A 19,871-nucleotide genomic window follows, 5' to 3' on the forward strand; every position below is an offset into this window, starting at 1 on the left:
TTTAGGTCTGGTAGCGCTGCCATGCCTCGCTTTCGCCACGGCCGCGTCACAATTTATTCACAGGCTGCCAGCGGCTTTTGCCGAAGAGTTTCAACGCTTAACGGCAGGTGGCAGGTCGCAAATTCCACAATCGCGTCGCATTGCAGCATATTTTCCGCTTGCCTGTGGCACAAATGCCCCTAGACTCCACCCATAGCTCTTGAAGAGGAGACTATGACATGGGACTTACGAGGCCAATCAACGCATTGATGATCTGTGCTGCATTTGCCTTCATTGGCGCCCTTATCATAGGTGTTCTTCCGTAACCGCCGGAGCGGAAGAACAGCAGCAATAGCCCACAAATTCGAAAGGCCGGGTGTTTCGCCCGGCCTTTTGCATTTCAGATTTCATACCACGATGAAGCTCAGGCGGCGGCGGATCCAGCTGCCTCTGTTTCGTGGGAGCGGATGCCGATCATATGGCAGATGGCAAACACCAGGTCGGCCCGGTTCATGGTGTAGAAATGGAAGTCGCTGACGCCGCGCTCGACGAGATCGAGCACCTGCTCGGCCGCCACGGCAGACGCCACGAGCGCATGCGTCTGCGGATCGTTGTGCAGCCCTTCGAAACGCTCGGCCAGCCATGCCGGCACCAGCGCGCCGCAGCGCGCCGAGAAATTGGCGACCTGGGTGAAATTGTGCACCGGCAGGATGCCAGGCACGATCGGGATGTAGATGCCGGCACGGCGCGCCTTCTCGACATAACGCTCGTAGAGATCGTTGTCGAAGAAGAACTGGGTGATCGCCCGCGTCGCGCCATTGTCGGCCTTGCGCTTCAGCATGTCGAAGTCGGTGGCAAAGTCCGGACTTTCCGGATGCTTTTCGGGATAGGCCGAGACCGAGATGTCGAAATCGCCGGCGTCCTTCAGCGCTCCGACAAGTTCGGCGCCATTGGCATAGCCATCGGGATGCGGCCGGTAGGCGGTGCCGACGCCGGCCGCCGGATCGCCACGCAAGGCGACGAAGCGCTTCACGCCCATATCGGCGAATTCGCGGACCACGGCGTCGACCTCATGGCGGGCAGCGTCGACGCAGGTCATGTGCGCCGCCGGCGTCAGCGTCGTCTCGTTCAGGATGCGCTTGACCGTGCGGGCCGTGCGCTCACGCGTCGAACCGCCGGCGCCATAGGTCACCGAGACGAATCTCGGCCTCAGCGGCTCCAGCCTGGTGACGGTGTCCCAGAGCCTGGCTTCCATCTCATCGGTCTTCGGCGGGAAGAACTCGAAGGAGACGCGGACCTTGTCGCCAATGTCGGGACGGCGGGAAAAGCGGAACTGGTTCATCAGGCGATTTCCCCCATAGGGTACGCTTTGGTGGGTTGGGTATCATTGGAAGGCTCGGCCATCAGCATGCGGCGGTCCCGGCCGAGCCACAGCTTGACGGTCAGCCTGGCTTCGTTGCCGCCGCGCGGCTCGAATTCCTGGGCATCCTCGAGATCGAGCCCGGCCTCGGCAAACCATTCGGAGATCTGCCGGTCGGAAAAGCCCAGCCTGACATGCGCGTGCTGGTCGCGCAGGAACTCCAGCGCATGCGGCGCGAAGTCGACGATCACCAGCCGGCCCGCCGGGCGCAGCAGCCGCGCCGCCTCGCGAATGGCGCGTGCCGGATCGTCCAGATAGTGCAGCACCTGATGGATGGTGACGAGGTCGAAGGCGTCGCGCTCGACCGGCGGCGCGAAAATGTCGCCTTGGCGGACCTGGGCATTGGCGATGCCTGCCTTGTCGAGATTGGCCCGCGCCACCGTCAGCATTTCGCGCGACATGTCGATGCCGACACCGCGCCGGTAGAGCGGCGAAAATATCTCCAGCAGCCGCCCGGTACCGGTGCCGAGGTCTAGCATCGACTGGAATGGCCGCTTGCCGACCAGCTTGAGGAGTGCGGCTTCCACCGCGCGGTCCGGCACATGCAGCGAGCGGATGTGATCCCAGCTGGCGGCGTTCTCGGAGAAATACTCGGCGGCACGGTCCTGGCGCTTGCGCTTGACCGATGCCAACCGCTCGAGATCGCGCTCGACCTGTGGATCGGCGCCGCGAATGCCAGAGACCAGCCCCATGACGAAGTCGCGCGCGGAATCCGTATCCGACAGCCGGAAGAAGGCCCACGAGCCCTCCTGGTAGCGGCCGATCAACCCGGCCTCCAGCAGCAGCTTCAAATGCCGCGACACCCGCGGTTGCGACTGGCTGAGGATCTCGGTGAGGTCGGACACGGTGAGATCGCCGCGTGACAAGAGCGCCAGGATGCGCAGCCGGCTCGATTCGGCCGCCGCCTTCAGCGTATCCACCATGGTATCGAGCGAAACATGCATCGGCGCGTTCTCGTTGAAAAAGATATAAACATATGTTTATGTCAGCTTTGGCGGCATAGCAAGGCCTATGTCGCTTCCTGACAAGAAAATGCCGCACACATGATCCCCGCCTGAGAGAACCGCTTTTCCCTGACGATCGGCTGGAAACTTGTGCTAGGGCGAAAGCCATGTTCGAGACGCGCGACGGCGAAAAGCTCCTGCAGGCCGACCCGGCTGACATGCCGGCGGATGGCCATATCGTGTTCATCGGCCGCATCGCCTCGCCGTGGACCACGCGCGAAAGCTGCCCGAAGAACATGCGCGCCGCCCGCGAGACAGGACAGGCGGCCACCGTTCTCATCGACCCACCCTATCGCGACGGCCTGCTTGCGCTGGAGCGGGCCAGCCACATCGTCATCCTGTCCTGGCTGCATCACGCGCCGCGGGCACTGATTGTCCAGAGACCCCGCCATGCGGCTGAGCCGAAAGGCGTTTTCTCGCTGCGCTCCCCTGCCCGGCCGAACCCAGTCGGGCTGCATATCGCCAGGCTGATCGCCGTCGACATCGACCACGGCCGCATCGCCATCGACGCCATCGATGTGCTCGACGGCACCCCGGTGATCGACATCAAGCCCTATTTCGCCTCGACCGACGCCTTTCCCGAGGCGACCATTGCCGGGCGTGACGAAAAATGAGCGCGCCCACCGGCCGCCGCCGCGCCATCGCCAAGGCGCTGACCGCACTGCTGCCCCTGGCGCCCTATGCCGATATGGAGAAAATCCGCACCGAGGCCGGCGCCGTGCACATGAAGACGCTGCCGCCGGGCATCGCGGTCTGGCTGGCGACGATCGCCCATATCAGGCACGGCCATACCGACTATGAAAAGCTGCTGGCCGAGGGCTATGACCGCGACTCGGCGCGGTTCTTCGTCATCGAGCAAACAAACATGGTGCTGACCCGTTGGCGCGCCACGCGCCTGCTCGATGCAGAGGACGAAGAGGAATAATTTCAGCTACCGTCGCTTCAATACGGCAACCGCATTGTAGGGCTGGCCGTCCGCCTGCCCAACCCAGGTCCAGGACAGGTTCCCTTTGAAGAACCGGACGGTGATGCCGCCACCGTCGATGCACTTGTCCTGGCCGTAGCTGATGCTTTCCCGGTATTCCGCCGAACTGTCGTCGCGAGAAATCTGGGTCAACGGTCCGCCGCAGCCGAGCGACGGATAGTCGATCGACGCGGCGCCATCGCCGATGGTCATGGCGATCGCCCAATCGGCGCCGGCAGCCCCGGCCGGACTTTGATGGCCGCTGCCGGTCCAGATCCCGTTGAGCCCCGTCGCGTTGACCACGCAAGGCACGTTCTGAAAGATCGGCGTCAGTTCGCTGCCCGTCTTCTCGCAACGATAGGTCTGGCCGTTCTGGCACAGCGCCTCGCCCTCGCGAGCGCATTGCGCGAAGGCATCGCCAGTGACGAAGACGACGAAAATTGCAAAGCTGATGGTCCGAAAAGATTTGCCCATTTTGCCCCTCCCGGCCGGATATTTTCAAGCCGGACCATAGGGCATATCGAATGTGCTACCTAGGACAAACAGCGATGGTTGGGTGGCCCTATGCCGCCTGCAGGGGACCACTAGCTTGACTCTGCCGCATCAAGCCGAAGGGACCAATCGCCATGAACCGAAGCGCAGCAGCCGGTAGCATCGTGCCATTGCCGGCTTTGTCGGATCGCCATATCGATCCGCATTCCTATCCCGACGGCGTCGCCTTTCTCGATGGTCAGTATCTGCCGATGTCGCAGGCCAAAATCTCGGTGCTGGATTGGGGCTTTCTGCATTCCGACGCCACCTACGACACCGTGCATGTCTGGGACGGGAGCTTCTTCCGACTCGACCTGCATCTCGACCGCTTCTTCGCCGGCTTGCAAAAACTGCGCATGACGATCCCGTCCGACCGCGATGGCGTGGCCGAGATTCTGCACAATTGCGTGGCGCTGTCGGGCCATCGCGCCGCCTATGTCGAAATGCTGTGCACGCGCGGCGCCTCGCCGACCTTCAGCCGCGATCCGCGCCAGGCGGTCAACCGCTTCATGGCCTTCGCAGTTCCCTTCGGCTCGGTCGCCAATGCCGAGCAGTTGCGGCGCGGCCTGCATGTCGCCATTAGCGACAAGGTGCGCATTCCGCCGGTCTCGATCGATCCGGCGATCAAGAACTACCACTGGCTCGACCTCGTGCGCGGCCTCTACGACGCTTATGACCGTGGGGCCGAAACCGCATTGATTCTCGACTTCAACGGCAATGTCGCCGAAGGCCCCGGCTTCAACGTGTTCTGCGTCAAGGACGGCAGGCTGTCGACGCCAGCCGCCGGCGTGCTGCCCGGCATCACCAGGCGCACCGTCTTCGACCTCTGCGCCGAGGCAGCGCTTCCCACCACGGCCGTCGACGTCAGCGTTGCCGCGCTGAAGGCTGCCGACGAAGTCTTCATCACTTCCACCGCCGGCGGCATCATGCCGGTGACAGTGATCGACGGCGCTGCTGTCGCCGACGGCAAGATAGGCGGGATCACAAAGCGCTTGATGGCGCTCTACTGGCAAAAGCATGACGACCCGGCCTGGTCGAGCCCGGTGCGCTATCCCTGACCGGCGAAGGTCCTGCTCCACACGATGTCGTGACCAAAAAGATTCCCCCTCGCCTCTGGAAATTCGCTCGACGCACCGTATATCGCGGAAGCGGAGAAGCCTCCGCTTCCAGTTCACGGCCCGCATGGGCAAGGATTCCACGTCATGACAAGCAAGGTTTGGTTCATCACCGGATCGTCGAAAGGCTTTGGCCGAGTCTGGGCCGAGGCCGCACTCGCTCGCGGCGACCGTGTCGCCGCAACCGCGCGCGATGCCGGCACGCTCGCCGACCTCGTCGCGAAATACGGCGATAATGTCGCCGCGATCAAGCTCGACGTCACCGACAAGAAGGCTGTCGATGCGGCCATCGCCGAGGCGCACAAGCGCTTTGGCCGGCTCGACGTCGTCATCAACAATGCCGGCTATGGCCATTTCGGCGCCATCGAGGAAGTCAGCGAACAGGAAGCCCGCGACCAGATCGAAACCAATGTGTTCGGCGCGCTCTGGGTCACCCAGGCGGCTTTGCCGATCATGCGGGCGCAGGGCTCCGGCCACATCATCCAGATCTCGTCGATCGGCGGCGTCAACGCCTTTGCGTCGCTCGGCCTTTACCATGCCTCGAAATGGGCGCTCGAAGCCTTCAGCCAGTCGCTCAGCATCGAGGTCGCCGAATTCGGCATCCATGTGACGCTTGTCGAACCGGGCGGCTTCTCCACCGATTGGTCCGGCGCCTCGGCCAAGGTCTCCAAAGCGATCGAGGCTTACGCGCCGGCCCGCGCCAAGATGGCGGAACGCCGCGCCAACTCGGTCGCCGGCGACCCCGAGGCCACCGGACCGGCGATGCTTGAAATCGTCGACGCGGCCGAGCCGCCGCTGCGCGTCTTCTTCGGCGATGGCGGCCTGCCGATGATCAAGCAGGAATACGCCAACCGCATCGCGCTGTGGGAAAAGTGGGACCACGTTTCCGTCGAGGCGCAGGGCGCCAAGAAGAACCGCAAGGCGGCCTGAGCGCGTCTTGAAATCCGGCTGCGTCGCCCCGGCGGCGCAGCCCTTGCCCTAGCCCGGTGCTAGGATCGATAAATCCACTGCTCGGGCACTCGCACCGAGATCTCTTCCCCTGTTGTCATACGACCCGGTTTCTCGACCCAGGCAACGAGGCCGCGCAGCCGTTTCGCCGCCTTCGGGAAGGCCAGCGCGCCGGCCTCCCGATCGGCCATCCCGGCGTTTTCGGCAATCGAACGTCCGGCAAGGCGGCAAGGTCCGTTCTGCGCATCGACCTTGATCGTCACGCCACCTCTGAAGAACAGCAGCGTGCCTGACGGCAGCATCGAGAGATGCGGCACGCCTTCGATCAGCAGATTGGCGCCGATCCATTCCGGCTTGATCTCGGCCAGCCCCATCCGCTCGGCAACGACGGCGAGTTCATCCCCTGCTACGATTGATATCTGCCGCTCGTTGCGGATTTCGGTGCCGCGCGGATACCAGGGTTCGCGACCGCCCGAACGACGGGTGGCGCCGGCGTGGAAGTCGCCGTCGATGCCTTCGAAACCGAGCTGCAATGCTTCCACCGGGCGCGTCTGGAAGTGATTCGACGGTGCGGCGTAGAGCGCCGTCACCCTGGCTACGAGTTTTCGCGCTGAAATGATCTCGATCGGAGCCTCAGGGAAAAGATCCAGCATGGCTTACTCCTTGTGCAAGGCGGCATTAGCGATAGCCATGAGCCCGGTCCAGTCCAAAGCAATGATGATCCGATCAAGCGGGCTGATGGCAGCCGATCACGATCTTCTTACCGCGGATCGCATATCCTATCGTACTGCGCCGCATTGCCGCCGTGCTGCACCGGCCTCATGGTGAGACAAGTCTGCGGAGGTTTCCATGCGTCCCGGGACTGCAATCGCGCTGCTTTGGCTGATCTGGGTCGTGTCCTGGTTTCTAGCCGCCTTCTGGGCCGACCCGGCGAAAAAGCGTGCCGGCATCCAGGAGGAGCTTCGCTATCGCGCTTTGTGGTTGATCGGCGCGGTGCTGCTGTTCATTCCCGCGCATGGCTATGCCGGCCGGCTGCGATTCTGGTTTCCGACCCTTGCCGAAGCGTGGATCTGCGCAGGGCTTGTTGCCGTTGGCCTGTTGTTCGCCTGTTGGGCGCGGTTGCATCTCGGCCGTCTCTGGTCGGCTTCGGTGACGGCCAAGGCCGAGCACCGTGTCGTCGACACCGGTCCCTACAGAATGGTCCGCCACCCGATCTATACCGGACTGCTTCTGGCGATGCTTGCCACAATGGCGGCCAAAGGCACGGTCTGGGGAATCGCCGGCGCGATTCTTCTCACCATCGGCATCGTCATGAAGGCAAGGCTGGAGGAACGCTTTCTGCGCGGAGAACTCGGCAACGCCTATGATGACTATGCCCGCAGCGTACCGATGCTGGTGCCGTTCATGCCGGCCTGATTACAGCATCCGCAAAAGCGCGCCACCGATCGAATAGCCGGCGCCGAAGGCGCACAGCACGCCGAAATCGCCGGGCTTCATGTCGGCGTGGTTTTCCGACAGCGCGATGATGGCGCCAGCGCCGGCGGTGTTGCCGAGCCGCTCCAGCACCATCGGCGCGCGGTCATGGTCGACCTCGTGGCCGAAGGCCAGTTTCAGGATCATGGCGTTCATTCGCGCATTGGCCTGATGCAGCCAGAATCGCCTGATGGCTTGCGGCGTCAGCCCGTGCTCGGCGAGGAATTCGACAATGAATTTGTGGCCGGCGACGGTGACTTCCTTGAACACCTTGTTGCCGACCTGTTTGATCAGATTGCCTTCGAGGTTGATCATGTAAGGATCGTCCTGGGCGGTGCGGGTGTGATAGCCCAGATTGGTGCGGATATTGTTCGACATCTGCGTCCAGGTGCGCGTGTCCAGCACCTCGAAACGCCCCGGCCGCCTCTCGCCCTCGCCCAGCCCCTCGACCACCATCGCCACCGATGCATCGCCGAAGATGAAATGCGTCTGCCGGTCGCGGAAATTGAGATGGCCGGTGATGATCTCCGGCGTGACCACCAGCACGCGCTTGTGCGCGCCCGCCCGGACCAGATTGGCCGCAATGTGCAAGGCGGCCGCGGCCGATGAACAACCAAGCCCCATGTCGAAGCCGGCGCCCTTGGTGCCCAGCGCCTCCTGCATTTCGATGGCGATCGCCGGATAGGGCCGTTGCTGGTGCGAGGCCGAGCAGATCACCAGGTCGATGTCGGACGGCTTCAGGCCGGCATGGTCGAGCGCCTTCCGGGCCGCGGCCACTCCAAACTCGGCCTGCAGCGACAGCGCATCATCGGGCCGCGCCGGAATGCGCGGCGCCATGCGGGTCGGATCGAGAATGCCTTCGCGCTCGATGACATGCCGGGTCTGGACGCCTGAGGCATGGACGATGAAGGCGCTGTCGGATTTTTGCAGCAGCGTCTCATCCGGGCCTTGCCGGCGCGCATTCTCCGTGTCGACCCAAGCGTTGAAACTGGCGACCAGTTCTTCATTGGTGATCTTGGCTTCAGGGATTTCAACGCCGATGCCGCTGATGATGACGCGATGCATATCCAGTCCGTCCATGCGCAGGCGTTGTCGTTCTCATGTGAACGACGAGGGGGCGCGACACAACACTTTTCTCACCCCACCGGTTTACGCCGGCTTAAACCATAGGCTGTGGCCGGATGTCATCGGGAGTGCTAGCCGGCCCGCTTGGCGACGATGAAAATGCGCGGGAAGCGCAGCAGCACCTTGCCGTTTGCGGTCTTCGGATAGGCCTTGGCAATTTTGGCCGTGTAATTGTCGAGGAATATCTTGCGCTCGCCGGCGTCGAGCGGATCGAGAAACGGCTTCAGCCCCGTCGACTTCACCCATTCGACGATCACCTCGGCGTCGGTCAGCGGATGATTGTAGGCCGTATGCCAGATATCCACCCGGATGGAGAGCGGCGACAAGAGATCATAATAGAACGACACCGCCGGCAGCGGTCCGCGCGCAGCACCTGCCATCTTGGCGGCGAACGGCATTTCGGCGGCCGTCTCGCGCATCAGCCGATGCGACGGCTCAAGCAGATTGTCGGGCATCTGGACGGCGAGCGCACCGCCCGGCGCGAGAAAGCCCATCAGCCGCTGGAACACTACCGGGTGGGTGGGCAGCCATTGGAACACCGCATTGGCGAAGATGACGTTGACCGGCTCGGCCGGCCGCCATGTCGAGGCATCGGCGAGGTCGAAATTGACGCTGGGCAGGCGCGCCTTCGCCTTCTCGATCATGTCGGGAGAGGTGTCGAAGCCGCTGATATCAGCATCCGGCCAGCGCTCGACCAGCAGCTCGGTCGAATTACCCGGGCCGCAGCCGATGTCGACCACCCGGCGCGGGAAATCCACCGGTACCTGCGCGACAAGATCGCGCGCGGGCCGCGTCCGCTCATCCTCGAATTTCAGATATTGGGCGGCGGACCAGTCGGTCATTCAAGCTTTCCTCGTATCAGTTGAGAAATTCGCCGCCCCGGTTGCTCCCTTACCGCGTCAACCTCTTGTACGTCATCCTGTGCGGGTTGACGGCCTCGGGGCCGAGCCGGCGGATCTTGTCCTGCTCGTAATCCTCGAAATTGCCCTCGAACCATTCGACATGGCTGTCGCCCTCGAAGGCGAGGATGTGGGTGGCCAGGCGGTCGAGGAACATACGATCGTGCGAGATGATGACGGCGCAGCCACCGAAATTTTCCAGCGCGTCTTCGAGCGCCGCCAGCGTTTCCGTGTCGAGGTCGTTGGTCGGTTCGTCGAGCAGCAGCACATTGCCGCCGGTCTTCAGCATTTTTGCCAGATGCACGCGGTTGCGCTGGCCGCCGGAGAGGTTGCCGACCTTCTGCTGCTGGTCGCCGCCACGGAAGTTGAACGACGCACAATAGGCGCGCGTGTTGGCCTCGAACTTGCCGAGCTTGACCACTTCTGCGCCGCCGGAAATCTCCTCCCACACCGTCTTTGACGGATCGAGCGCATCGCGGCTCTGATCGACATAGCCGAGCTTCACCGTTTCGCCGATGCGGACAGAGCCGGCATCCGGCGTTTCCTGGCCGGTGATCATGCGGAACAGCGTCGTCTTGCCGGCGCCGTTCGGGCCGATGACGCCGACGATGCCGCCTGGCGGCAGCTTGAATTCCAGACCCTCGATCAACAGCGTGTCGCCAAAGCCCTTCGACAGGCCTTCCGCCTCGATCACCACATTGCCGAGCCGTTCGCCATGCGGAATGACGATCTGCGTATCGCTCGGACGCCGCTTGTCGGCTGCATCCAGCAGGTCCTGGAACGCCTGGATACGCGCCTTGGACTTGGTCTGGCGAGCTTTCGGGCTGGACTGGATCCACTCGCGTTCGCGACCGATGGCACGCTGGCGGGCGTCGTCCTCGCGGCCTTCCTGCTTGAGGCGCTTGGCTTTGGCTTCGAGGTATTTGGTGTAGTTGCCCTCATAGGGGATGCCGCGGCCGCGATCGAGCTCGAGGATCCATCCGGTGACATTGTCGAGGAAGTAGCGATCGTGGGTGATGATCATCACCGCGCCGGGATAGGCGCGCAGGTGTTTTTCCAGCCACGCCGTAGTCTCGGCGTCGAGATGGTTGGTCGGTTCATCGAGCAGCAAGAGGTCGGGCTGACGCAGCAGCAGCTGGCAGAGCGCGACGCGGCGGCGCTCACCGCCCGAAAGCTTGGTGACCTCGGAATCCTTGGGCGGGCAGCCCAGCGCTTCCATCGCCATCTCGACCTGCTGTTCGAGATCCCACAAATTGAGCCGGTCCATCTCGTCCTGGAGCTTGGCGGACTCGTCGGCCGTCTCGTCGGAGTAGTTCATCATCAATTCGTTGTAGCGCTCGATGATGGCGGTCTTGGCGGCGACACCTTCCATGATGTTCTCGAACACCGTCTTGTTGGCATCGAGCGCCGGCTCCTGCGCGAGATAGCCGACGGTGGCGCCTTCGGCGAGCCAGGCTTCGCCGTTCCACTCCTTGTCGAGCCCGGCCATGATCTTGAGGATCGTCGACTTACCCGAGCCGTTGGGGCCGAGGATGCCGATCTTGGCGTCGGGATAGAAGGAGAGATGGACATTCTCAAGCACCTTCTTGGTGCCATAGGCCTTGTTGAGGCCGGCCATGTGATAGATGAACTGGCGTGCCACGCGCGCTTTCCTTGATGATTGACCGAAATGTCGGATTGAATGGAGGTTGGCCGCTATGTAGGCGATGCCGGGCCGAACGGCAATCGCTTTTGCCATTTCAAGCGGGTGTACACCGCACGTTAAGTTTTCCGCCGGTTGTAGGGAGCGTTGAAATCCCCGGTTAACCCTTCAGCGTCAAAACAGGATCGATCGCTGGCCTGTCGCGATCGAAAGTAAAGATCGGACCGAAGGTAGTGCTGAACAGTTTCCTGCTCCTTGCCGAAGCGGTCGTCTACTTCAGCGTCATGGTCACGCTGTTCCGCTTCAGGGATCGCATCGGCCTCGGCGTCTTCGTCTGCGCGCTGGGCGCCATGCATTTCCTCGAAACCTATCTCGCCAGCGTCTTCTATGTCGCCCTGCCCTTCGGCATGGTCTCGCCAGGCTCGGCGGTGCTGTTTTCCGGCAAGCTGGTGATGCTGCTTCTCCTCTACATGAAGGAAGATGCGGCCACGGTGCGCCAGCCGATCTATGGCCTTTTGCTCGGCAACGCCTTGATGATCGGGCTGGTCCTGATCCTGCGCCTGCACGATATTTCAGCCTTTTCCGACGGCAAGCTTCCCGATATCGGTTTCATCGACCAGTTGGGCTGGCTGATGGTGTGGGGCACGACGCTGCTCTTCATCGACGCCATCCTGATCATCCTGCTTTACGAAAAGCTCGGGCGTTATCTACGCAGGGCGCCGTTCTCCCGCATCCTGATTTGCGTCGCCTGCGTGCTCACCTTCGACCAGGCCGGATTTTTCAGCGCCCTGCATTTCGTCGCCGGCGCGCCGATTGCGGTCTTCTTCGGCGGCTGGTTCGCCAAGATGGGTGCCGCTTTTGCCTACAGCGCCATGCTTGTCGCCTACCTCAGATGGTTCGAAACGCGTCAGGTCGTGGCACCACGTGGGTTGTCCGACGTCTTCGACACCTTGACCTATCGCGAGCGCTACGAAGCCCTGGTCGAACATGTCGGCCGCGACGGCCTCACCGGCCTGTTGCACAGGGGACGCTTTGACAGCGACGGCGAACGTCTGGTCGCTGTCAGCCTGCGCACGGCCCAACCGCTCAGCCTGCTGATCGTCGACGTCGACCATTTCAAGTCGATCAACGATCGCTTCGGCCATGCCGAGGGCGACAGGGTGCTGAGATCGATCGCCCAGGTGCTGACCCAGGCGGCCGGCGCACACGATCAGGTTTTCAGGATCGGCGGCGAGGAGTTCGCCATCCTTTGCTCGCAGCCGCATGCGGTCGCCAGGTTGCTCGGAGAAAACCTCCGCCAGGCCGTCAAAGCGTGCGTAAACCGGTTCGACATCAGCGTCAGCGCCGGCATCGCCACTGTCGATGAGACCGTAGGCTCGCTTGCCGATCTCTTCGCCCTTGCCGACGAGCGTCTCTACAGGGCCAAATCCACCGGGCGTGACCGCGTCGTCGGCGAAGCGCATGACGATGCCGAAGACCTCAGTGCCTGGACATTGTCCACACGTGGCGTCAGCGGATAAGGTTGTCAGCTCCGCTTGCGCTGCTGCAACGCGCCGACCGCAACTGAAACGGCTATCAGCGCGATGGCCAGCCATTTCAGCGTGGTGATGATCGGACTGGCGTCGATGTCATAAGCGATGAACAACAGAATGCCGGGCACCAGCAGGCCGCACATGACCAGCATGATGCGGTTGATCTGCCAAGACACTTTTGCTGCCAGCGCTTCGTCACCGGCTTCGCCGACAAGACCGGCGCGCATCTCCCGGGAGATGGCCAACGCGCTCGACAGGCGCATGGAGATCGGCAAGCCGAGCCCGATTATGAGAAAGGCACACGCCGCCAGCAGAGCCGAGAATTTGAGCGCGCTGGTGTCGGCCGGCACCGGAAACAAAAGTGTCGCCAGCGGCAGGAAGACACAGACGATGCCGAGCGCGGCAATGGCGATGAAGATCGCGGCGTTGACCCAAGTGAACAGCTGGTAGCGGCTTGCCCCGATCGGCGCGGCAAGCACGCGCATGCGCGCCCACTCGGCATCGGTATAGGAAAAGCCCGGCCATTCCATGCGGCCGTCTTTTATGGCGGTCATCCCCCTGGCCCAGAAAGCCAGCCGCGCCAGCGCGCCTGATGTCATGCCACTCATCGCCACCCCCGCCGAATGAAACACATCCAGACCATATCACCGCGTCAGTGCCAAGCGACAGACGGATATCTACTGGAACCCGGCCGCATCGACCGAACCCTTCGGACAGCCCGCCTTGGTCGTCGGCGCCGAGGCGAGCATGAGAGTGCCCAGCGAACTGTCGGGGCCGATCGGGCCGGTCAGGCCCAGCGTCAGCTCGCCGATCAGCCGCCTGCCGCTCGACGGATCGACCAGGCAGGAGACACGCACCCGCGCGCCCGCCCCGGCGCCGAAGGCGCTGTCGAAGGTGCTGCGGATCTGGTCCGAAGTCAGTTGCTTGCCGACGTTCCTGGTGAAGAGCTCGCGCACAGGCGAGGCATTCACCGCCCGCATCAGGTTCAGCGCCTCGGCAAAATACTCCTGCTGGCTCTTGCCGTAGCAGGTGCCGTGCTTGATCCATTCATGCCGTTCGAGCTTGGAGGCGGTGCCAGGCATCACCTGGTCGAGTTCGGCGCGCGTATTGGCATCGAGGTTGACCGGCGGCAGGTCGGCCCAATGGGCCGGATTATCATTGGCCTTGTCGCTCGCCGGCACCTGGCAATAGAAATTGCCGTTCGGTTGCGGCCACAGACCATGCAAAGTGAAATGCGACGCGTCGAAACCGCCCGCCGTCTGCGCCTGGCATTCGGGCTTGCTTGCCTTGGTTTCGCAGAAGGCCGGCTGCCAACTCAGCGCAAAGACATATTCGGGCTTTCCCGAAGCCGCAGGCTTGCCCTGATCGGCGGGCGCGGCCGGCTGGGCGGCTGCGCTGCCGCCGGCGACATGACCGCAGCTGATCTTGACCCAGCGACGCTCAGGATCGGCGCCCGGCACGCGGATGAGGTAATGCGTCGGCGCATCCTTGTTGCCGGCCAGGAGGTCGTAGCTCTGTCCAGCCGTTGTCGCGATATTGCCGGGGTTCTTGCCGCTCTTGATCGCCTGCGTCGCTGGACAGGCGGCATCGGCCACGAAGGAGCCGCTCATCTTCACATCGGCACGCGCTAGGCCGACACCGGCCAGCGCCACCAACACCGCACCCCATATCGCCGATATCCGCATTCCAGCACTCCTAGCGTTTCATAGCGCAAGCTAGAAACGTGTGACATGTCAGAATTACGATTTCTTTCGTCCGCCGCAAAAAACAATCGCTCGGTCGATCAGACCCCGCCCTCCTCGACCCGCTTCGTCAACATACGCAGCAGATCAAGCGCTGTCTCGAGCGCGCGAGCCTCGATGCCCTCGCTGATGCGGTTGGCCCAGACATGCTGGCGCGTGCCGATATCCCGGATCGCGGCCCGGCCGGCATCGGTCATCGCCAGGAGCTTCGCGCGGCGGTGCGCCGGGTTGTCCGCATAGGCGGCAAGCCCTTCGGCGGCCAGAATGTCGGCAAGGCGCTGCACGCTCTGGCGGGCAAGCCCCATGTCGCGGGCAATGTCGGCCACCGATTTCGGCTCCTTCAGCACCGCGCCCAGAACCTGCCAGCGCGCCGCCGTCAACCCGGCAGGCTCGGCCAGCCGGTCGGCCGCGTCGAGAAACCCGCCATTCAGCCGGAACACGGCAAGCACCAGGTCGGTGAGCACATCTCCGGCTTCGGTCCTGCTTGTCATTTCTGGCCGGCCTCGATGGTGGAAACAAAAGTGTTGACGGCTTCAGCCACCGCCTCCGGCTTGTCAAGCATCACCCAATGGCCGGAACCGGCGACGGTTCTGTGGCCAATTCCGATGCGCAGCCGAAACAGGGCCGCCGCATTGTCATTGGCCTCCGTGGCCAGCACGAAGATCGGCCCGTGATAGGCATGGAGCGTCGGTTCGGGATTCCATTCCGCCAGCACCTTGCCGACGCCTGCCCGAGCCGCCGGATCGACCACCGCCGCATCGGCCAGCACCGTTTGACGAACCGCTTCATCGGAGCCGGCAATCGAGGTGTAGTAGGCTTTGAGGACATCGAGGCCTTGCGGCCCCGCCAGATCGCGAACGAAACCGTCGCGGATCTCCTTTGGCAACGCACGCGGATCGGTCGCCGGATCGACCAGCAGGATGCCGGCGACCCGGTCGGCATGGCTGGCGGCATAGGCAAGGGCTGCGCCACTGCCGCCGCTATGCGCGACCAGGACAAACCGTTGCAGCCCGAACGCATCGGCCACGGCGCCGATATCGTCCGCGCGTCCGTCATAGCCATAATTCGCATCGGCTGCGGGCGCCGATGCGCCATGGCCGCGAAAATCGAAGGCGACCGCCTCACGGCCACCTGCGGTGAGCTGCATCACCCGGTTCCACTGTGTGGCGCGGCTGCAGTCGCCATGCGCGAACAGGATCGGCAGGCCGTCGCCGGATTTGATGTCGTAGCCGGCAAGCTGGCCCTGCGGGCCGGCAATGGTTGAGGTCTTCATGGTCATCTCCCTGGTCTGGCTGGAAGCAATGCCGGGCAGGAGCATTGCGGATGAAAGGCTCGCCAGCAGAAACGCGCGGCGCGAAACGGTTTTCATGGTCATGCTCCGATCCAATTGACAGTATGCTGTCATATAACCAAATTGACAGCAAGCTGTCAATAGTGACCCCGGCTGATTTCGACCTCCCCTTGACGTCGGTCCCGCCGTCGCCCAACAGTCGCCGAGGAGCGAGACATGGCATTTGACAAGCAGACGACGCTGGCCTCTCCGACCGGGGCCACGCTCAACCTCTATGTGAAGCACGCGGGGGGCTCTCCACGCGCGGTAGTCCAGGTCAATCACGGCCTGGCCGAACATGCGGCGCGCTATGCCCGCTTCGCCGATTACCTCAGCACCCGCGGCTTTCATGTCTACGTCCACGACCATCGCGGCCATGGCGCGACCAAGGCGCCCGATGCCCCGCTCGGCAGGTTCGCCGGCACAGGCGGCCCGGCCAAGGTGATCGCCGATGTCGATGCCGTCCACGATTTGATCGCAAGGGAGCAGCCCGGCCTGCCGGTCATCCTGTTCGGCCATTCGATGGGTGCGTCGGTGGCGCTCAACTACCTGCTGGCGCACTCGCCGCGCGTCCACGCCGCGGCGATCTGGAACGGCAATTTCTCACAAGGCTTGCTCGGCCGGCTTGCGCTCGCCATCCTCGCTTATGAGCGCTTCAGGCTCGGCTCCGATGTCCCCTCACGCATCTTGCCCAGGCTGACCTTCCAGGCCTGGGGCAAGGCGGTGCCCAGCCACAAGACGCTCTTCGACTGGCTGTCGCGCGACGAGGCAGAAGTGGCGAAATACATTGCCGACCCGCTGTGCGGCTGGGATGCCTCGATCTCGATGTGGCGCGATGTCGTGGAGATGGCGCAGAAAGGCGGCAAGGATGCGGGCTTTGCCGGCATCAGGCGCGACCTGCCCGTCAGCATCGTCGGCGGCGAGAAGGATCCGGCCTCCGACTATGGCAAGGGCATCGACCATCTCGCCAAGCGCATGCGTGCGATGGGCTTTTCGAATCTGGTTTCAAAGGTTTACGCCGACACCCGCCACGAAAGCTTGAACGAGGTGAACCGCGATGTCGTCATGGACGATTTCGCTGCCTGGGCCGATAGCGTGCTCAAACGCTGACATCGCTGGCCCACCGCAAGGCCCGTGACAGCGGCATCCCGGGTTGATAGAGGCTGCGGTTCCGACCCGTTTTTGGTGATTTATGGCTGAACCTCCGCTGAAAGGCGTCCGCGTCGTCGAACTCGCCCGCATCCTGGCCGGCCCGTGGGCAGGACAATTGCTGGCCGATCTCGGCGCCGATGTCATCAAGGTCGAGAGCCCCGATGGCGGCGACGATACCCGCAAATGGGGTCCTCCCTTCGTCATGAGCCATGATGGCGAGAACCTGTCGGCCGCCTATTACCACTCCTGCAATCGCGGCAAGCGCTCCATCGCCGTCGATTTCTCGACGCCCGAAGGGGCCGAGACGGTGCGCCGGCTGGTTGCCACGGCCGACATTCTGATCGAGAACTTCAAGCTCGGCGGCCTCAAGAAATACGGGCTCGATTACGAGAGCCTGAAGGCGATCAATCCAAAGCTCGTCTACTGCTCGATCACCGGCTTCGGCCAGGATGGGCCTTACGCACCCCGCGCCGGCTATGATTTCATCATCCAGGCCATGGCCGGCATGATGTCGATCACCGGCGAGGTCGGGCGCGAGCCGCAAAAAGCCGGCGTCGCCATATCGGACATCTTCACCGGCCTCTATTCGGTGATCGCCATCCAGGCAGCGCTTCGCCATGCCGAAAAGACCGGCCAGGGACAGCATATCGACATGGCGCTGTTCGACACGCAGATTTCCGCACTCGGCAACCAGAACCTCAACTATCTCGTCTCCGGCAAGGCGCCGGTGCAGATGGGCAATGCGCATATGAACATCGCGCCCTATGAGGTTGTCCCGGTCAGGGACGGTCACATAATCCTGGCGGTCGGCAATGACGGCCAGTTCGCCAAATTCTGCGCCGCCGTCGGGCTCGACCATCTCTCAGCGAATCCCGATTTCGCCACCAATCCGGCCCGCGTCGCCAACCGGGTGAAGTTGCGCGAGCACTTGATCGAGACGCTGAAGAATTGGGATCGCGACCCATTGCTGGCCAAGCTCGAAGCGGCAAGCGTGCCGGCGAGCCCGATCAACGACATCGGCCAGATGTTTGCCGACCCGCAGACGATCGCACGCGGCATGCGCCTCGACCTCGACGATGGCCATGGCAATCGTCTGCCCTCCGTACGCGCGCCGATGGTGATGTCCGGCACACCGCTCGTCTATGAGCGTCCCTCGCCTCGCCTTGGCGAACATACCGAAGAAATTCTTGCCGAACTGGAGAAGTCTGGACGATGAAGACCGGTGGACAACTGATTGTCGACGCACTCGAGGCGCACGGCACCGACCGCATCTTCTGCGTGCCTGGCGAATCCTATCTCGCTGTGCTGGACGCGCTGCATGACTCGCCCATCCGCACCATTGTCTGCCGCCAGGAAGGCGGCGCCGCCATGATGGCCGACTGCCAGGGGCGGCTGACCGGTAAGCCCGGCATCTGCTTCGTCACCCGCGGCCCCGGCGCCACCAATGCGTCGGCCGGCATTCACATTGCCATGCAGGATTCGATACCCGTCATCCTGTTCATCGGCCAGGTCGCCAGCCACGCCAAGGAGCGGGAGGCTTTCCAGGAGGTCGACTACAAGCGCTTCTTCGGCGACATCGCCAAATGGGTGGTGGAGATCGACGATGCCGCGCGCATCCCCGAACTCGTCACCCGCGCCTTTGCTGTCGCGACATCGGGCCGCCCCGGCCCCGTCGTCGTCTCGCTGCCGGAGGACATGCTGACCAGTCTTGTCGACGCGCCCGCGGCCTTGCCGCACACGCCGGTCGAAACCCGGCCCGGCGAAGCCGAACTCGATGCTTTGGAAAAGCTTCTGGCCAAGGCCAAGCGTCCCTTCGTCATCCTCGGCGGCACACGCTGGGACGAGGAAGCGGTGGCACGTATGCGCACCATTGCCGAGGCCTGGTCGCTGCCGGTCGGCTGCTCCTTCCGCCGCCAGATGCTGTTCGACCATCTGCACCCGAACTATGCTGGCGATGTCGGCATCGGCATCAACCCGAAGCTGGCCACCGCCATCAAGCAGGCCGACCTGGTGCTGCTGATCGGCGGCCGCATGGGCGAGATGCCGTCCTCCGACTATACGCTGCTGAAGAGCCCTTACCCCGACCAGACGCTGGTCCATGTCCATGCCGATGCCGGCGAACTCGGCCGTGTCTACCGGCCGACCCTGGCGATCAACGCTGCGCCGTCAGCCTTCGTCGAAGCCTTCGCCAAGCGCAAGCCAACGTCCACGCCAGCCTGGGCGGATGAGACAGCGAAAGCACACGCTGCCTACCTCGACTGGTCGACGCCTCCTGAGACCGGCCCCGGCACGGTCCAGATGGGGCCGATCATGAACTATCTGGAAAAGATTTTGCCCGATGACGCCATTTTCACCAACGGCGCCGGCAATTACGCCACCTGGGTGCACCGCTTCCACCGCTTCCGCCGCTTCGCCACCCAAGGCGCGCCGACCTCCGGTTCGATGGGTTACGGCACCCCGGCCGCGGTCGCCGCCAAGGCGCTCCATCCCGACCGCACCGTGATTGCCTTTGCCGGCGACGGCTGCTTCCTGATGAACGGACAGGAATTCGCTACCGCCGTGCAATACGACCTGCCGATCGTCGTAATCGTCGTCAACAACGGCATCTACGGCACCATCCGCATGCACCAGGAGCGCGACTATCCGGGCCGCGTCGTCGCCACCGATCTTAAGAACCCTGACTTTGCCGCTCTTGCCCGCGCCTATGGCGGCCACGGCGAGACGGTCGAGAACACGGCAGATTTTGCCCCTGCCTTCGAGCGTGCCCGCGCCAGCGGCAAGCCGGCGATCGTCGAAATCAGGCTCGACCCCGAGGCGATCACGCCGACGCGGACGATGACGCAGATCCGCGACAAGAGCTGAGTACCGACAAGGGATAGGCCGAGTTCCGTCACACCCCCCTCTGTCCTGCCGGACATCTCCCCCTCAAGGGGGGAGATTGGATGTCACGTCGCCCTTCGCCAATCTCCAGCGTTGCAGACAGGGCGCTATGGTCAGAGCTGCTGATCTCCCCCC

At 63.4% G+C, this 19,871-nt stretch carries 20 protein-coding genes; 9 read left to right on the plus strand and 11 right to left on the minus strand.

The window, feature by feature from the left end; all coding sequences use genetic code 11:
• Positions 1–403 precede the first annotated feature (403 nt).
• Entirely contained in the window at positions 404–1,321 is a 918-nt protein-coding gene (gene metF / locus ACYG97_RS13240; RefSeq protein WP_023668248.1) for a methylenetetrahydrofolate reductase [NAD(P)H], read from the minus strand.
• Complete coding sequence (locus ACYG97_RS13245; RefSeq protein WP_023688015.1) at positions 1,321–2,343, minus strand: ArsR/SmtB family transcription factor; 1,023 nt, start codon at positions 2,341–2,343, stop codon at positions 1,321–1,323. The genes metF and ACYG97_RS13245 overlap by 1 nt, the downstream gene beginning before the upstream one ends.
• A gap of 167 nt (positions 2,344–2,510) precedes the next feature.
• Between ACYG97_RS13245 and tsaA the strand changes: the two genes are divergently transcribed.
• Both tsaA and ACYG97_RS13255 read left to right on the plus strand, forming a co-directional pair.
• Complete coding sequence (tsaA, locus tag ACYG97_RS13250; RefSeq protein WP_023733082.1) at positions 2,511–3,017, plus strand: tRNA (N6-threonylcarbamoyladenosine(37)-N6)-methyltransferase TrmO; 507 nt, start codon at positions 2,511–2,513, stop codon at positions 3,015–3,017.
• A complete protein-coding gene (locus ACYG97_RS13255) occupies positions 3,014–3,328 on the plus strand; it encodes a DUF2293 domain-containing protein (protein WP_023668245.1) in 315 nt (104 codons plus the stop codon). The genes tsaA and ACYG97_RS13255 overlap by 4 nt, the downstream gene beginning before the upstream one ends.
• A 6-nt stretch (positions 3,329–3,334) precedes the next feature.
• Here the strand turns inward: ACYG97_RS13255 and ACYG97_RS13260 are convergent, their stop codons facing one another.
• Positions 3,335–3,841, minus strand: coding sequence for a hypothetical protein (locus ACYG97_RS13260; protein WP_023733083.1), 507 nt, complete (start codon positions 3,839–3,841; stop codon positions 3,335–3,337).
• A 152-nt stretch (positions 3,842–3,993) separates the two neighbouring features.
• On the opposite strand from ACYG97_RS13260, the gene ACYG97_RS13265 reads away from it, so the two are divergent.
• Positions 3,994–4,956, plus strand: a complete 963-nt coding sequence (locus ACYG97_RS13265; protein WP_023733084.1) for a D-amino acid aminotransferase — start codon at positions 3,994–3,996, stop codon at positions 4,954–4,956.
• A gap of 144 nt (positions 4,957–5,100) precedes the next feature.
• Positions 5,101–5,943, plus strand: coding sequence for an SDR family oxidoreductase (locus ACYG97_RS13270; protein WP_023690853.1), 843 nt, complete (start codon positions 5,101–5,103; stop codon positions 5,941–5,943).
• Positions 5,944–6,002: 59 nt separating this feature from the next.
• Here the strand turns inward: ACYG97_RS13270 and ACYG97_RS13275 are convergent, their stop codons facing one another.
• Positions 6,003–6,614, minus strand: coding sequence for an MOSC domain-containing protein (locus ACYG97_RS13275; protein WP_023714785.1), 612 nt, complete (start codon positions 6,612–6,614; stop codon positions 6,003–6,005).
• Between the two features lie 196 nt (positions 6,615–6,810).
• Between ACYG97_RS13275 and ACYG97_RS13280 the strand changes: the two genes are divergently transcribed.
• Positions 6,811–7,377 (plus strand): methyltransferase family protein, encoded by a 567-nt coding sequence (locus tag ACYG97_RS13280; protein ID WP_023733085.1) that lies wholly within the window; start codon positions 6,811–6,813, stop codon positions 7,375–7,377.
• Here the strand turns inward: ACYG97_RS13280 and ACYG97_RS13285 are convergent, their stop codons facing one another.
• The 3 genes from ACYG97_RS13285 to ettA form a co-directional block, all read right to left on the minus strand.
• Positions 7,378–8,499 (minus strand): beta-ketoacyl-ACP synthase III, encoded by a 1,122-nt coding sequence (locus ACYG97_RS13285; protein ID WP_023714787.1) that lies wholly within the window; start codon positions 8,497–8,499, stop codon positions 7,378–7,380.
• A 131-nt stretch (positions 8,500–8,630) separates the two neighbouring features.
• Complete coding sequence (tam, locus tag ACYG97_RS13290) at positions 8,631–9,401, minus strand: trans-aconitate 2-methyltransferase (protein WP_023733086.1); 771 nt, start codon at positions 9,399–9,401, stop codon at positions 8,631–8,633.
• A gap of 49 nt (positions 9,402–9,450) precedes the next feature.
• On the minus strand, positions 9,451–11,100 hold the full coding sequence (gene ettA / locus ACYG97_RS13295; RefSeq protein WP_023688009.1) for an energy-dependent translational throttle protein EttA: 1,650 nt from the start codon (positions 11,098–11,100) through the stop codon (positions 9,451–9,453).
• Positions 11,101–11,333: 233 nt separating this feature from the next.
• Between ettA and ACYG97_RS13300 the strand changes: the two genes are divergently transcribed.
• Entirely contained in the window at positions 11,334–12,620 is a 1,287-nt protein-coding gene (locus tag ACYG97_RS13300; protein ID WP_023729367.1) for a GGDEF domain-containing protein, read from the plus strand.
• A 5-nt stretch (positions 12,621–12,625) separates the two neighbouring features.
• Here the strand turns inward: ACYG97_RS13300 and ACYG97_RS13305 are convergent, their stop codons facing one another.
• The 4 genes from ACYG97_RS13305 to ACYG97_RS13320 all read right to left on the minus strand — a co-directional run bounded on the left by ACYG97_RS13305 (position 12,626) and on the right by ACYG97_RS13320 (position 15,749).
• Positions 12,626–13,240, minus strand: a complete 615-nt coding sequence (locus ACYG97_RS13305) for a hypothetical protein (RefSeq protein WP_156937167.1) — start codon at positions 13,238–13,240, stop codon at positions 12,626–12,628.
• A 69-nt stretch (positions 13,241–13,309) separates the two neighbouring features.
• Positions 13,310–14,317 carry a ribonuclease T2 family protein gene (locus tag ACYG97_RS13310; protein WP_023733088.1) on the minus strand — a complete coding sequence of 336 codons (1,008 nt, stop codon included), beginning with the start codon at positions 14,315–14,317 and terminating at the stop codon, positions 13,310–13,312.
• 98 nt (positions 14,318–14,415) lie between these two features.
• Positions 14,416–14,865 (minus strand): MarR family winged helix-turn-helix transcriptional regulator, encoded by a 450-nt coding sequence (locus tag ACYG97_RS13315; protein WP_023729370.1) that lies wholly within the window; start codon positions 14,863–14,865, stop codon positions 14,416–14,418.
• Positions 14,862–15,749 (minus strand): alpha/beta fold hydrolase, encoded by an 888-nt coding sequence (locus tag ACYG97_RS13320; protein ID WP_023733089.1) that lies wholly within the window; start codon positions 15,747–15,749, stop codon positions 14,862–14,864. The genes ACYG97_RS13315 and ACYG97_RS13320 overlap by 4 nt, the downstream gene beginning before the upstream one ends.
• A gap of 132 nt (positions 15,750–15,881) precedes the next feature.
• On the opposite strand from ACYG97_RS13320, the gene ACYG97_RS13325 reads away from it, so the two are divergent.
• The 3 genes from ACYG97_RS13325 (at position 15,882) to ACYG97_RS13335 (ending at position 19,718) form a co-directional block, all read left to right on the plus strand.
• Complete coding sequence (locus tag ACYG97_RS13325) at positions 15,882–16,814, plus strand: alpha/beta fold hydrolase (protein ID WP_023733090.1); 933 nt, start codon at positions 15,882–15,884, stop codon at positions 16,812–16,814.
• An 82-nt stretch (positions 16,815–16,896) separates the two neighbouring features.
• A complete protein-coding gene (locus ACYG97_RS13330) occupies positions 16,897–18,072 on the plus strand; it encodes a CaiB/BaiF CoA transferase family protein (protein WP_023733091.1) in 1,176 nt (391 codons plus the stop codon).
• Positions 18,069–19,718 (plus strand): thiamine pyrophosphate-binding protein, encoded by a 1,650-nt coding sequence (locus ACYG97_RS13335; RefSeq protein ID WP_023733092.1) that lies wholly within the window; start codon positions 18,069–18,071, stop codon positions 19,716–19,718. Before ACYG97_RS13330 ends, ACYG97_RS13335 begins: the two co-directional genes overlap by 4 nt.
• Positions 19,719–19,871 lie beyond the last annotated feature (153 nt).

The organism is Mesorhizobium sp. W067 (assembly GCF_054719525.1).